A 12,815-nucleotide genomic window follows, 5' to 3' on the forward strand; every position below is an offset into this window, starting at 1 on the left:
CACCCCCTGCTCCCGGGCAAGCCCTCCTCTCAGCTTTCCGGCAGCCCTGCCTGCTCGGTGAGGAGAGGGTCCAGCTCAGGGGTCTTGATGGAGCGAGTAGCGGAATGCAGCGTGGGCAGGCCCGGCAGGTCCTCGCCCGCCGCAGCGCCCAGTTCCTTGAAGCGCCGGGCGCCAGGAAGCACACGAACTTCCAAAGAGCCCACGGTGGTGTTGTAGGCATCCACGGCGCGATCCAGGTTCTTGCCGAGATCAGCGAAGTGCCGGGAGAGAGTCCGGATCCGATCATACAGCGTGCGTCCCAGCTCGCGGATCTCCTGGGCATTGCGAGCCACGTTCTCCTGGCGCCAGCCGTAGGCCACCGCGCGCAGCAGGGCAATGAGGGTGGTGGGTGTGGCGAGGATGACCTGGCGCTCCACGCCGGCCTCGATGAGGGCCGGGTCCTGCTCGAGCGCGGCGCTGAAGAACGTCTCGCCGGGCAGGAACATGACGACGAACTCGGGGGCGGAGGGGAACTGCTCCCAGTAGGCCTTGTCGCCCAGGGCCTTGAGGTGGGCCCGGGTCTGGGCCGCGTGCTCCCGCAGCTTCGCGAGCCGCGTCGCATCATCGCGGGCCTCCAGGGCTTCGAGGTACGCCTGGAGCGGCGCCTTGGAATCCACGACGACGCTCTTCTGCCCAGGCAGGCGCACGACGAGGTCCGGCCGCAACCGTCCACGCTCGCTGGTGACGGTCTCCTGCTGGACGAAGTCACAGCACTCCACCATGCCGGCCATCTCCACGACGCGGCGGAGCTGGATCTCTCCCCAGCGGCCGCGCACGGTGGGAGCGCGCAGGGCGCCCACGAGGCTGGCTGTCTCGGCGCGCAGGGACTCCTGGGTGGAAGCGAGCGACTGGAGCTGCTGCGCGAGGCTCCCATAGGCCTGGGCGCGGGCCTGCTCGAGCTGACCGACCTGGGCATCCACCTTCTCCAGCGACTCGCGAAGGGGCTTCACCAGCTCCTCGATGGAGCGCTCGCGCTGGGCCAGATCCGTGCGGGCCCCGTCCTGGAAGCGGGAGAGCTGGAGCTGGGCGAGTTCGAGGAAGGCCTGGCTGTTCATCCGCAGCGCATCCGCGGAGAGCGCCTTGAAGGACTGGGCCAGCTCGTCCCGGGCGTCGGTGAGCAGCTCCAGCTTCTCCTCCATGGCCCGGCGCTCTTCGTTCGTGGCAGCCATGTGCGCGGAGAGCCGGGCCTCCAAGGCACTGCATGACTCCTGGAGCTGGCGGGACCGCAGCCGCTCGGCCTCCAGTGACCGGCGAAGCTCCTGGAACTCGGCCTCGCGTCCCCGGAGACGCTCAGCGAGGGTGGCGCGCTCGGCCTCCCCTTCCATTCGGACCAGGCGGGTTGCGTGGCTGAGGCGTCCCTGAAGGAGCAACCAGGTGAAACCAACCCCGAGCAGGCAGCCGACCACCAGCAGAGCGAGGGAGAGGACAAGGGCCATAGAGGGCCTGGGCCGTTAGCACACCGGTCTGACATGCCCCGTTTCCACCCTCTGAGGGAGTGGCGCCGGGGCGAGGAAAAGGCTACTCACCAGGTTCTACGGATGGCGACGGAGCTCCACTTCGACTGCGGCACCCTGGTCGCGCCCACACTCCCGGATGATGCCCGGTTGCGGGGGCTCTTCCAGAAAGACGCCCGAACGGGTGTGTACCGCGCCGCGGCGTGGCGCTACCGGGAGGCGGTGCTGCGGCTGCGCGAGCTGGGAGAATCCTACGAGGACAAGGCCCGCCGCTTCGAGCCGCTGCCGGTGGAACTGACGGTGCCCATCGAGCCCTTCCCGCACCAGCGCGAGGCGCTCGAGGCCTGGCGGCAGGCGGGGAGCCGAGGGGTGGTGGAGCTGCCGACGGGAGCGGGGAAGACGCTACTGGCGGTGCTGGCCATCGCGCAGGTGAAGCGGCCGACGCTGGTGGTGGTGCCGACGTTGGACCTGATGGCGCAGTGGCAACGGGTGCTGGAGCAGCACCTGGGGATGAAGGTGGGGCTGCTGGGCGGAGGGGTGATGGATCGGCAGCCGCTGACGGTGACGACGTACGACTCGGCGACGATGCAGACGGAGTTCCACGGCAACTGCTTCGGGCTGCTCATCTGTGACGAGTGCCACCACCTGCCGGCGCCGAGCTACCGGTTCATCGCGGAGGGCTCGTTGGCGCCGTACCGGCTGGGGCTGTCGGCGACGCTGGAGCGCACGGACGGAGGCGAGCGCGTCTGCGAGGAACTGCTGGGGCCACGGGTCTACCACGCGGACATCCGCGAGTTGCAGGGGCGCTACCTGGCGCCCTACGAGGTGCAGCGCATCGAAGTGCCGCTGCGCCCCGAGGAGAAGGCGAGGTACGACGAGGCGAGAGCGCTCTACATCGGCTTCCTGAGGAAGAACGGCATCTCCCTGGCGGCCCCGGAGGGCTTCGCGAGGTTCCTGGCGCAGAGCCAGCGCAGCGACGAGGGACGCGCGGCCTACCGAGGCTACCGCGAGCAGAAGCGCATCGCGCTGACGTCCACGGCGAAGCTGGACGTGCTGTGGAACATCCTCATGAAGCACCGGGAGGACCGGGTGCTGGTCTTCACGGAGGACAACGAGACGGTGTTCACGCTGGCGAGGCGCCTGCTGCTGCCGGCCATCACGCACCACACGACGGTCCCCGAGCGGAAGGCCCTGCTCACGGCCTTCGCGAGCGGAGAACTCCCGGTGCTGCTCACGTCAAAGGTCCTCAACGAGGGCGTGGACGTGCCGGACGCGAGGGTAGGCGTGGTGCTCAGCGGCAGCGGCAGCGTGCGGGAGCACGTGCAGCGGCTGGGGCGGATCCTCCGGCAGCGCCCGGGCAAGCGCGCGTTGCTGTACGAGGTGTGCTCGGCGCAGACGGCGGAGAGCGGCATCAGCGAGCGGCGGAGACAGCACCGGGCCTACCAGGAGGGAGAGGCGTGCTGACGCGCGACCTGCTCCTCTTCCGAGTCCGGGAAGGAAAGCTGCGTCCCTCCTTCATCAAGCGGGAGGATCCGGAGCTGCTGGCGCTGGCCACGGAGCTGATCACCGAGCTGGATGGAGCCAAGGGCCAGACGCGGGATGACATCGAGGAGACCCTCTCGCTGAGAGCCGGGGCCTTCTCGCGGCCGAAGGTGGCACGAGGGCTGGTGAAGCTGCTGCTCGATCGAGCCACGTTCGACGAGGCCATCGAAGGGGTAGCGGAGACCCGCTGGGAGCGCTTCACACTGGCCGCGAAGGTGCTGCGAGATCTACCCCCGGACGCGTCGGTGGAGGCGTACGAATCCCGGCTCGCGGAAGCCCTGCCTGCACCCCTGCCCGAGGTTCGCGAGGCGCTCTACCTCGACCTGCCAGGTCATCGCCGGCTACTGGGCTGGGAGGTCCTCACCGCATCCGACCTGCTGGATCGCTACAACCTGGCGCTCGCGCAGGGTCCGCTGATGGGAGCAAGACGGCTCACCTTGCGCGCGCGGGCCCCCGAATTGCTGCGCGTGCGCAAGCTCCTGCGCTGGCTGAAGTTCTGCCGGCTGGTGGCGGAGGTGCGGAGAAATGGCGACGATTGGGCCCTGGAAGTCGAAGGTCCAGGCGCGCTCCTGTCACTGCAGAAGAAGTATGGTTTGCAGCTGGCCAGCTTCCTCTCGGTGGTGCCGGTGCTGGAGCGCTGGGAACTGACCGCGGAGGTGGAAGCGAACGCCCGGCGGCGAGCGGTGCTGGTGCTGGACCACCGGGATCCGCTCGTGTCTCCCCTGCCCTCGGCACTCGGCCACATCCCACCGGAGGTGGCCACGCTGGCCGAGGGCTTCGAGGACGCGGACTGGGAGCTGGACCTCACGCCCCTGCCCCGCCACATGGGAGCCTCCGGACTGTGCGTGCCGGACCTCACCTTCCGCCACCGGGAGAAGCGACTCGAGGTCGCGCTGGAGCTCTTCCACCCCTGGCACGCGGGGCCGCTGGCGCGCAGGCTCGGCGAACTGCGCTCGAGACCCGACCCCGGGCTGTTGTTGGGAGTGGACAGGGCGCTCGCCCGCGGCGAGGAGCGGGAAGCCTTGGAGGCCCACCCTCAGGTGGTGCTCTTCAATGGCTTCCCCTCCGCACGCAGACTGCGCGAGCGTCTGACCCGGCTCACGGAGGAGCCGGAGTCCGCGGGCACGTGAGCCGCCCCAGAAACGTCAGGTGCCGTTGCCGCCCCGGTTGGAGCGGAAGTTGGCGGCCAGGACGCTGAGCAGCCGGATGGAGCTGCGGTCCAGCTGACGGGCGCGGCGCATGAGCCGGCGCAGCTCCGAGGGCTCACCGTGGTCCGAGGGCGGTTCGGCCACCCACTTCACATCCTGCGACGGCTTGAGGCCGAGCGCCTCGTCCGCGGAGATGGAGAGGACGACGCAAAGCCGGCGAAAGGTCTGGATGCTGGGCAGCATGTGGCCGCGCTCCAGACGGCCGTAGACTTCGCTCGCAATGCCAATGCGCTCGGCGACGTCGGCCTGCGTGAGATTGAGGCGCTGGCGGGCGAGGCGTGCTGCCCCTCCGAGCCTGGATGCGAGGGTCTTTTCCATGTTCGTTAACCCAACGGGTTCGCCTATGTCGATATGACTTGCAGGGTTGGCTTCCAAGAACTCGGCGGGTAGGCTTCATTCGGTGTGACCCGGTGAGTCACATGCCTCAGGGAGGTGTGGTCGGTATGGTTCGGATGAAAACGCCCTCGTTTCTGTTCGTGGATCAGGACCCCATGTGGCTGGCGGCCTTGCGGCGGGCCAGTAGAGACCTGCCAGGTCCCATGCACTTCGCGCACAGCGCGGAGGAAGCACTGGTGCTGCTGCGGGCCTTTGAGCCTTCGGTGGTGGTCAGCGGCTACAGCCTGCCGGGGGAGGACGGGCTGACCCTGCTAGAGCGGGTGAAGGAGGAGAGTCCGCACGTTGCCTGCGTGTTACATACGTCTCGTCCGCCGAAGCAGCTGCGGAGCGCGCGAGGCATCGCTCTGGTGGAGAAGGGTGGGACGCCGAGAGCGCTGCAGGCCGCCCTGAACGCGCTCTGGGAGGCGCTCACGGGCAAGCCTCCGGCGCCGTCCCGGAACTATCTCATCTGACGACCCGACGTATCAGGTTGGCGCGGGAAACCAGCGGAGCAGGGTCTTCTCCACGGCGTCTCGCAGCTGCTCTCCGGCGGTTTGGATGAAGAAGTGGCCGCCGGGGATCAGCTGAAGCGAGAAGTCCTGGGTGGTGTAGTCCCGCCAGTGCTCCAGGCTCTCGGGGGTGGGCTTCCGGTCCTCGGTGCCGCCCCAGACGGAGATGGGCAGGGAGAGCGGGGGCTCGTCGGGGTGGACGAAGGTGTCCAGCATCTCGAAGTCCGCTCGCACCATGGGCAGCAGCAGCTGCATCAGCTCCCGGTGGGCGAGCACCTGCGGCGGGGCGGATCCATAGCGGCGAAGCTCTCCAATGAGCTCCTCCTCTGACAGGAGATGGGTGCCCCGGGGTATCCACAACCTCGGAGGAGAACCCGCGGCCATCATCATCCCCCTGGGAGCGGGAGCGCCCGAACGCCGCAGCCAGTACGCCAGCATGAGGGAGATGAAGGTGCCCATGCTGTAGCCGAAGAAGGCGAAGGGCCGGTCCAGCAGGGGGAGCATCACCGGACCGAGCGCATCAACGAGCACGGAGAGCCGGTTGAAGGGAGGCTCCTGGAAGCGGGTCTCGCGTCCCGGGTACTGGACGGCGACCACCTCCACGTGGGGCCCCAGGCTCGCCCAGCGATGGAGCGTCGACGCGGAGCCCCCCGCGAAGGGGAAGCAGAACAGGCGCACCCGGGCTCCTGTTCGAGGCTTCCAGTACGGGAACCACACCTTGGCGGTCGTATCGAGGGGGCCTGTTCCGCTGGGTGCGGACGTCATGAGGGTTTGACTCCATCTCCGGTCATGCCCGAGGCGAGCCGGAGCAACTGCGTCCACCACGGCTCCTCGGTGAGGCAAGTCTCGTGGCCCTCGCGGTCACGGACAAGCATTCCGTCGGGAGCGACCACGGAAAAGCGTGGCCGGGTGCCGAGCGCCAGGACGAGCGCCTCCATGGTGGTCTCGTCCTCTCGAGAGAAGGCCAGGGGGCCCACTGGGTGACTGTGGGAGATCTCCGCCAGCTGCGCGCGGCGGCTCCAGATGGCTTCCCACCGAGCCCGCGAGTCGGGGAGGAACACGGGGCTCGTGGACGCATCGCTCCAGAGGATCCGTCCCTCGCCATCAATGAGGAAGCACACCTCGCGCCGCATCTCAGAGCCCTCACGCATGGCGGAGGATGACGAGGCGGCCGGTGTCGATCGCCTCCTTGATGACGGAGGGCAGGCTCTCGAGCGTCACGAGGTTGTCGCTGGGCGGATGGCCCAGGCAGATACCGGAGTCCACCACCTGGAGTGTGTCCCTGTTGACGATGGAGATGAAGCGCTCGTCCATGAAGGTGAAGATGACCTCCAGGTTCTCACGGTTCAGCGCGCGGACGCTGCGCATCCGAGCCCCCGCTGCCTCCAACGCCAGCTCGGCCCGCGCCATTGCATCGGCCTCGGCGGTCCGCCAATTCCGTCCCCTTCCCTCCTCGCGCCGGGGCTGTGCCTCGACGTGCTGGCGCGCTCGATCGGCAATCTCCCGGCGCCTGCGCAGCTCCACCATCTCCCGCTCGGCCAGGGCCCGCTCGGCGGCGAGGGCACGCAGGGCTCGCTCCGCCTCGGGCCGACCCAGTTCGGCGACGCTGACCAGGTGGGGGCGCAGCTCCGCGGGCGCCGCGGGGATCGCGAGCCGGCGCGACTGCGCCTCCAGCACGGCGTAGGAAAAGGCCGAGCGCAGCGTGGCGGGCACACCCTTGAGCTGGGCCAGGGACGCATCGTCCTCGAGCGCGCGCCGCACGGCTTCCTCGGCCTCGCTCTCGAAGTCGAGCGAGTCGAACAGCAGCTCTCCCGAGTGCCAACGCCGGGCCCTGCAGGGAGAGAGCCGTGCAGGCTCCTCCTCGGGAAGAAAGTGGACGTGCTCGGCGATGGCGCCCTCACGCACCAGACGCTCACCCACGAGGTGCCCGCGCACGGAGGGCAGCGACTCGAGCCCCTCGGGCTCAACGGGAGCTACAGGCGTGGCCTCACGGCCCTTGATGCGGAAGCGGTACCAGCCCGGCGTGGCAGGCTCGGTGGCCAGCCGCAGGCGGCGATCCGCGGCATGGAGGAAGGCGCCACCGAGGTATGGCAGCACCCGCTCCTCCTCCTTGCCCAGGAACTTCCGGTAGTCCACGCCAGCCTCCTCCGCAGGGAGCCCCTCCGAGAGGGCAGTCTCCCCGAACAGGAGCTGTCGCGCGACCCTTTCCGCTGCGGATATGGAAGGAAGGAGGCGCCCGAGTGAAGAAGCCCTGTTTTTAAACTCGCGCTCTAACCTCTGAGCTATCTCCCGAAATGGTCGGGAGAGCCGGATTCGAACCGACGGCCTCGAGTTCCCTTGGGCTTGTGTGGCCTCTTCGGCCGGGCGCCTCTTCTCATCGAACGAGACGATTGGAGCGCGCCTGACACGGCATTTTCGGGCCGATTTTCCCTCCGGCCGTGCCGTCATGACGCGCTGGGTAGTAGGATGCGCGCGGCATGTCCTTGGAGATGGGTGAACAGTTCGGCCGCTATGCGCTCGTGTCCCAGCTGAACCGGGGCGGCATGGCCGAAACCTGGCGCGCCCAGCTGATGGCCGAAGCGGGCGTCACCAAGCCCGTGCTCATCAAGAAGGTCCTACCCGAGTTCGCCACCGACGAGGCCTTTATCGCCATGTTCATCAGCGAGGCACGCATCTCCGCCACGCTGTCGCACGGCAATATCGCCCAGGTCTATGACTTCGGCCGCGTGGGCGGGGACTACTTCCTGGCCATGGAATACGTGGATGGCCAGCCGCTGCATCGCATCACCAAGCGCGCGCGCCGCTCCGGGTATTCCACCCTCCCCATCCCCATCGCCACCTTCATTGCCCTGGAGATGTGCCGGGGCCTGCACTACGCCCACACCCGGCAGGACGCGTCCGGGCAGCCCCTGGGCATCGTCCACCGCGACATCTCTCCGGACAACGTGCTCGTCAGCTACGAGGGGCAGGTCAAGATCGTCGACTTCGGCATCGCCAAGGCGCGCCAGCTGCGCGGGTTCGACACCGAGCCGGGGATCGTCAAGGGCAAGTACCTCTACTTCTCGCCCGAGCAGGCCCGGGGCGAGCAGGTGGATGCCCGCACGGATGTGTGGGCCACCGGCATTGTCCTCTACGACATGCTGTGCGGCCGGATGCCCGTGACGGACGCCCCCTACGTCGCTGTCCCCAAGCTGACCCAGGGCGAGTTCCCCCGCCCTGCCGTGCTGAACCCCGCGCTGCCTCCAGAGCTGGATGCCATCGTGATGCGCGCGCTCGCCGTCAACCGGGACGAGCGCTACGAGTCCAGCAATGCCTTCGGAGACGCGCTGGCGGAGTTCCTCTACAGCACCACACCTCGCTTCTCGGCGATGTCGCTCTCGCACTTCATCCAGGAGCTCTTCCGCGAGGACCTGATCAGCACCGGCCATCAGGTGCAGGTGCCCCCGTCGTTCCAGGAGCAGATGGCTCAGTGGCGCGGAGAGATCCCCTCGAACCCATCCTCGCCTCCGCTGACTCCCACGCCGTCCTCGGGCATCTCCACGGCGCCCTCCGTGCCTTCCCTGGAGGCTCCCGCGCGCAAGGGGCTGAGCGGGGGCGTGGTGATCGGTTCCATGATCCTGGGTGCCCTGCTCGCGGTCGTCTTCCTCAAGGTGACACAGCCCACGGAGGTGACAGACCCCACCCAGCCTCAGCCCATCGCGGTCCGCGCCGAGCCGCCCCCTCCTCCCGTGAGACCCTCCTCGCCTCCGGTGGCGGAGCCTGCGCCTCCCGCCGACACGCCCGAGCCCGCCGCCCCCCAGGAGCCAGACTCGCCCCATGTGCGCGCCTCCGCCTCATACCCCGTAAATGCCATCCGGCTCGATGCGCGCAAGGACATCATCAACATCCGGGACGTTGCCGAGAAGCTCCTGATCGAGCCAGGAGCCACCTATCGCATCTCCGAGCCCAAACCTCCCCAGGACAGTCCTCCTCTGTTCTTCTGGCTCTCGGGCGCGCAGCTGCGAGCGAAGGATGGCGTGGGCACGCTCTCTCCGCGTCCCCTCCAGATCAAGGGTGCGACGGAGCTCAAGGTCTTCCTCCTGGGTCCGCCACCCGCCGGGGCTCGCCCCCGAGGAGTGCTCGTCGAGAACATCCAGACGAAGGCCCGGCAGCAACTCGCCGTCAGACCCGGCTCCACGGCGGACCTGGAACGAGCCTTCGAGCTCAAGAACCTCGATCCGGCCTCCACCTATGAACTGACGCTGGCCCTCGTCGAGAACGGTCCTCTCACCCGAGGCGCGGCGGGTGGCGAGCTGGAGCGACTCGGCTGTGTACGCTTCCCAATCCCGGAAGGTGATTCGGGAGCGGGGAACCCCCGTCCGTCCCAACGAGATCAGCAGTTCCTGCTGACGACCCAGGCCAGCGTGAACCTCTCCAACGCCAGCAGCCTGCTCTGCGGATTCATCGATGACGATCCCACCGACAACCAGGGCGAGGCCCAGATCCGCATCGAGCGGGCAGGCCGCGGCGCGGAATGGACCCACCCGTCGCCCTATGCCCTGGCCATGCCCGAGAAGATCGCCGAGGTAAAGAGCGCCTTCGACCAGGCCCTGCGACTCTTCCTGGAGCAGCAGTATGACAGGGCCGCCATCTTCGCCGAGCGGTGCATCTCCCTCGAGCCGCAGGATGCCGACTGCCACCTGCTGGCGGGGGCGACCTACGCGTCGATCCCAGGCCACAGGGAAAAGGCCGCCAGCCACTACCGGAGCTTCCTGAGCCTGGCATCCAACCACTCGCTCGCCGCCTCGGTCAGGCGCGACCTGATGAAACTCCAGCAGTCGGGCGGCCCCTGAGCAGAAAGCGTTGCCGCCGCCTGCGGCCCGTGAATGTGTTACGACGGGTTGCTTGGAACGGAAGCTGAGCAATCGCACCTTCGGAGGTGCCGCATGAGTGATGAACGTGGTGAGAAGGTTCGGTTCGGGCGTGCTCAGAAGTTCCAACTGTCGCCGGCGGGTGTCGAGGCCATGGAGGCCTATTCCCTCATGATCAAGGAGGCCCAGTCCGGCTTGGGGCGTGCCCAGTTCGATGCGGCCCGGACCGAATGGGGCGCCCCCCGCAAGCTCGCTCCCGAGGACGGCCTCTTCCTCGTGGAGTTCGGCGAGGGGGATCGGACAATCCCGGAGGCGGTGCGCAACCTCGATGGCTGCGGCACCACCGCCAAGGAGGTCAAGGCAGCCGTCGAGCGGCTGCTCGCCCTCGGCATGCTCAGGCCTGTGCCCGCAGAGCCCCCTCCTCCTGTCGCGCCCCCCCGCCGATACTGGTAGTATGAGAAAGCTCAAGTACCACGTTGCGTCCACCGTCGACGGCTTCATCGCTCGCGAAGACGGCTCCTTCGACTGCTTCATGCAAGACCGGCTCACGAAGGAGAGCGAGCACGTCAACGACTACCTCGCTTCATGGTCGACCTACGGCACCGCATTGATGGGCCGCCGGACCTATGAGGTCGGGCTCAAGGTGGGAGTCACCGACCCCTACCCCATGATGGAGACGTATGTCTTCTCGCGCTCGCTCAAGGAGAGTCCCAACCCTCGGGTGAAGCTCGTGGCCGACGACGCTCTGACCGTGGTCCGCCAACTCAAGGAGCAGGACGGCAAGGACATCTACCTGGCCGGCGGCGGAGAGTTCGCATCCCTGCTCTTCGACGCGGGGCTCGTGGACGAGGTGCTCATCAAGCTCAACCCCTTCCTGCTGGGCTCGGGCATCCCGCTCTCGCCCAAGCTCCGCGGGCTGGTGAACCTCGAGCTCCTGTCCACCAAGGTCTACAAGACCGGAGTCATCCTGCTGCGTTACGCCGTCATGCACGGGCAGTGAACGGCCGCCCCCCTGGAGGGTAGGCGGAGCACCGAGGCATGGGGTGCTCCGCCGCCTCATTCAGGTCCACATTGACGCCGGGGTCGAGTCCATCCAATAGAGGCCCTATGGAGATCTTCAAGGAGTTCACCTTCCAGGCAGCCCACCGCCTGCCTCACGTCCCGCCGACCCATAAGTGCCATCGGATTCACGGTCACACCTTCAAGGCGGCTCTCCATGTCCGCGGCCCCCTGCAGGAGCCCTACGGCTGGGTCATGGACTTCGCCGACATCTCCAAGGCGTGGGAGCCGCTCCACCAGGTGCTCGACCACAACTACCTCAATGAGGTGGACGGCCTCTCCAACCCCACCAGCGAGAACATCGCCCGGTGGATCTGGCGCAGGCTGCGCCCCAGCATGCCGCTGCTCTACCAGGTGTCCATCCACGAGAACGAGACCTGCGGCGTCATCTACCGCGGCGAGGACGATTAGCTACAGCACGCTGCTGCGGCCCCCATCCACATTGATGGCCTGGCCGGTGATGTAGGGCGCCTGCGTGGCGAGGAACACCACCGTCCGGGCGATGTCCTCCACCGTCCCCTCTCGCCCCAGCGGCACATGGGCAAGTTCCTCCTGGCGCCGCTCCTCGTCGAAGTCCGTGGGGAACGCCACCGCCCCCGGCGCCACCGCGTTCACCCGCACCCTCGGAGCCAGCTCCAACGCCAGCGCTCGGGTCAGCATCAGCAGCCCCGCCTTGCTCACGGCGTAGTGCACGTAGCCAGGAACGACGGGCCGCTCGGCTCCCACGTCCGTGATGTGCACCACCAGCGGGGACTCCGCCGCCTCGAGCGCCGGCAACAATGCCTGCGTCAGGAAGAAGGGCGCATCCAGGTTCACCGCCAGCATCCGCTGGTAGGCCTGACGGGAGATCTCCGCGAAGGGGATCTGCTCGTAGAGCCCCGCGTTGTGAACCAGCAGATCCAACACCCGCGTGGCGCGGCCCACCGCCGTCGCCAGCGACTCCACTCCCAGGGGATCCTCCAGGTTCGCTCTCAGCACGGTGGCTGAGCGCCCCAGGCCCCGGATCTCCTCGGCCACCTGCTCGGCCGGCTGCACCGAGCTGTTCACGTGCAGCAGCAGATCAAAGCCTGCCCGAGCCAGTGCCAGAGCAATGGCGCGGCCTACCCGGACCCCAGCGCCAGTGACGAGAGCGATCGGCATACGCTCCGTATGATGCTCGGGCCTCCCGCACCTTTCCAGCGCCGAGACCTGCTCGCGACGCCCGAGGTGCAGTCAGAGGAGCCGCACGGGCCCGGCCTCGCCTGAGCCCGTGCCGCCCCTAACGCATCACGGGCAGACGCAGTTACCCGTACACGCGTAATCACGCTCGCAGGTAGACCCGCCACACACCGCGGTGCACGCCGCCTGCGTGGAGTAGTACACCCAGTTGGAATAGCACAACCACTTCAGCGGGCAGATCGCCATCTGGTTCACGTCTCCAGGAGCCTTCTGCTCGTCGACGACCACCGTGTCTGCTTCCGGGGCCTGCTCCGGCACGACCGCACCGCCGCAACCCGTCAGCGCCAGGGTCAGACCCGCAACGACACCCGCAACAACAGAAGTGATTCTCATGGACAGGACTCCAAGGTGAGGTGAGGACCGCTCTATTGGCGCCTGCTCCGACTCGGGTGACGACCTGGCTGGATGGAGTGGCACCAACGCTCTGCTACCGGCACGCAAGGCCCCGGCTCCGTGATGGACGCCTGGGTTTGCATGCCTTCCTGAAATTACCTTGAAGTCTTCTCACCTGCCCAGTCTGATCTCACACTGTCCGTGCCTGGCGGGTTCACTCACCTTGAA

The 12,815-nt window shown here is 67.8% G+C and carries 14 protein-coding genes; 7 read left to right on the top strand and 7 right to left on the bottom strand.

Annotated elements, in window-relative coordinates; translation table 11 throughout:
• Positions 1-29 precede the first annotated feature (29 nt).
• Positions 30-1,475, bottom strand: coding sequence for a DNA recombination protein RmuC (locus KY501_RS33620; protein ID WP_224367774.1), 1,446 nt, complete (start codon positions 1,473-1,475; stop codon positions 30-32).
• Between the two features lie 102 nt (positions 1,476-1,577).
• Between KY501_RS33620 and KY501_RS33625 the strand changes: the two genes are divergently transcribed.
• Both KY501_RS33625 and KY501_RS33630 read left to right on the top strand, forming a co-directional pair.
• Positions 1,578-2,957: a DEAD/DEAH box helicase family protein gene (locus KY501_RS33625; RefSeq protein WP_224367775.1), complete on the top strand. Its 1,380-nt coding sequence runs from the start codon at positions 1,578-1,580 to the stop codon at positions 2,955-2,957.
• Positions 2,951-4,165, top strand: coding sequence for a DUF790 family protein (locus tag KY501_RS33630; protein WP_224367776.1), 1,215 nt, complete (start codon positions 2,951-2,953; stop codon positions 4,163-4,165). Before KY501_RS33625 ends, KY501_RS33630 begins: the two co-directional genes overlap by 7 nt.
• A 15-nt stretch (positions 4,166-4,180) precedes the next feature.
• Here the strand turns inward: KY501_RS33630 and KY501_RS33635 are convergent, their stop codons facing one another.
• Complete coding sequence (locus tag KY501_RS33635; RefSeq protein ID WP_224367777.1) at positions 4,181-4,561, bottom strand: helix-turn-helix transcriptional regulator; 381 nt, start codon at positions 4,559-4,561, stop codon at positions 4,181-4,183.
• Between the two features lie 125 nt (positions 4,562-4,686).
• Between KY501_RS33635 and KY501_RS33640 the strand changes: the two genes are divergently transcribed.
• Positions 4,687-5,091, top strand: coding sequence for a response regulator (locus tag KY501_RS33640; protein ID WP_224367778.1), 405 nt, complete (start codon positions 4,687-4,689; stop codon positions 5,089-5,091).
• A 12-nt stretch (positions 5,092-5,103) separates the two neighbouring features.
• Here the strand turns inward: KY501_RS33640 and KY501_RS33645 are convergent, their stop codons facing one another.
• From KY501_RS33645 to KY501_RS33655, 3 genes are read right to left on the bottom strand one after another with little or no spacing between them, the layout of a single operon-like run.
• The gene (locus KY501_RS33645) at positions 5,104-5,892 is read right to left on the bottom strand and encodes a thioesterase II family protein (protein WP_224367779.1); all 789 of its coding nucleotides are present in this window, start codon (positions 5,890-5,892) and stop codon (positions 5,104-5,106) included.
• Complete coding sequence (locus KY501_RS33650) at positions 5,889-6,278, bottom strand: hypothetical protein (RefSeq protein WP_224367780.1); 390 nt, start codon at positions 6,276-6,278, stop codon at positions 5,889-5,891. Before KY501_RS33650 ends, KY501_RS33645 begins: the two co-directional genes overlap by 4 nt.
• A complete protein-coding gene (locus KY501_RS33655; RefSeq protein WP_224367781.1) occupies positions 6,271-7,263 on the bottom strand; it encodes a hypothetical protein in 993 nt (330 codons plus the stop codon). The genes KY501_RS33650 and KY501_RS33655 overlap by 8 nt, the downstream gene beginning before the upstream one ends.
• Positions 7,264-7,604: 341 nt before the next feature.
• On the opposite strand from KY501_RS33655, the gene KY501_RS54050 reads away from it, so the two are divergent.
• The 4 genes from KY501_RS54050 to queD all read left to right on the top strand — a co-directional run bounded on the left by KY501_RS54050 (position 7,605) and on the right by queD (position 11,447).
• Entirely contained in the window at positions 7,605-9,959 is a 2,355-nt protein-coding gene (locus tag KY501_RS54050) for a serine/threonine-protein kinase (protein WP_309243018.1), read from the top strand.
• A gap of 93 nt (positions 9,960-10,052) precedes the next feature.
• Positions 10,053-10,430, top strand: coding sequence for a hypothetical protein (locus KY501_RS33665; protein ID WP_224367782.1), 378 nt, complete (start codon positions 10,053-10,055; stop codon positions 10,428-10,430).
• 1 nt (position 10,431) lies between these two features.
• Positions 10,432-10,977 (top strand): dihydrofolate reductase family protein, encoded by a 546-nt coding sequence (locus tag KY501_RS33670; protein ID WP_224367783.1) that lies wholly within the window; start codon positions 10,432-10,434, stop codon positions 10,975-10,977.
• 107 nt (positions 10,978-11,084) lie between these two features.
• The gene (queD, locus tag KY501_RS33675) at positions 11,085-11,447 is read left to right on the top strand and encodes a 6-carboxytetrahydropterin synthase QueD (RefSeq protein ID WP_224367784.1); all 363 of its coding nucleotides are present in this window, start codon (positions 11,085-11,087) and stop codon (positions 11,445-11,447) included.
• Here the strand turns inward: queD and KY501_RS33680 are convergent, their stop codons facing one another.
• Both KY501_RS33680 and KY501_RS33685 read right to left on the bottom strand, forming a co-directional pair.
• Complete coding sequence (locus KY501_RS33680) at positions 11,448-12,176, bottom strand: SDR family oxidoreductase (RefSeq protein WP_224367785.1); 729 nt, start codon at positions 12,174-12,176, stop codon at positions 11,448-11,450. It abuts the gene before it with no gap.
• A 126-nt stretch (positions 12,177-12,302) separates the two neighbouring features.
• Positions 12,303-12,587, bottom strand: a complete 285-nt coding sequence (locus KY501_RS33685; protein WP_224367786.1) for a hypothetical protein — start codon at positions 12,585-12,587, stop codon at positions 12,303-12,305.
• Positions 12,588-12,815 lie beyond the last annotated feature (228 nt).

Origin of the sequence: Hyalangium versicolor (assembly GCF_020103695.1) — a bacterium.
Lineage (GTDB): Bacteria > Myxococcota > Myxococcia > Myxococcales > Myxococcaceae > Hyalangium > Hyalangium versicolor.

Coding starts and splice junctions, on each gene's coding strand:
- KY501_RS54050 (WP_309243018.1), top strand. CDS start 7,605: ATGTCCTTGGAGATGGGTGAACAGTTCGGCCGCTATGCGCTCGTGTCC.
- KY501_RS33665 (WP_224367782.1), top strand. CDS start 10,053: ATGAGTGATGAACGTGGTGAGAAGGTTCGGTTCGGGCGTGCTCAGAAG.
- KY501_RS33635 (WP_224367777.1), bottom strand. CDS start 4,561: ATGGAAAAGACCCTCGCATCCAGGCTCGGAGGGGCAGCACGCCTCGCC.
- KY501_RS33670 (WP_224367783.1), top strand. CDS start 10,432: ATGAGAAAGCTCAAGTACCACGTTGCGTCCACCGTCGACGGCTTCATC.
- KY501_RS33625 (WP_224367775.1), top strand. CDS start 1,578: ATGGCGACGGAGCTCCACTTCGACTGCGGCACCCTGGTCGCGCCCACA.
- KY501_RS33620 (WP_224367774.1), bottom strand. CDS start 1,475: ATGGCCCTTGTCCTCTCCCTCGCTCTGCTGGTGGTCGGCTGCCTGCTC.
- KY501_RS33650 (WP_224367780.1), bottom strand. CDS start 6,278: ATGCGTGAGGGCTCTGAGATGCGGCGCGAGGTGTGCTTCCTCATTGAT.
- KY501_RS33645 (WP_224367779.1), bottom strand. CDS start 5,892: ATGACGTCCGCACCCAGCGGAACAGGCCCCCTCGATACGACCGCCAAG.
- KY501_RS33680 (WP_224367785.1), bottom strand. CDS start 12,176: ATGCCGATCGCTCTCGTCACTGGCGCTGGGGTCCGGGTAGGCCGCGCC.
- KY501_RS33685 (WP_224367786.1), bottom strand. CDS start 12,587: ATGAGAATCACTTCTGTTGTTGCGGGTGTCGTTGCGGGTCTGACCCTG.
- KY501_RS33640 (WP_224367778.1), top strand. CDS start 4,687: ATGGTTCGGATGAAAACGCCCTCGTTTCTGTTCGTGGATCAGGACCCC.
- queD (WP_224367784.1), top strand. CDS start 11,085: ATGGAGATCTTCAAGGAGTTCACCTTCCAGGCAGCCCACCGCCTGCCT.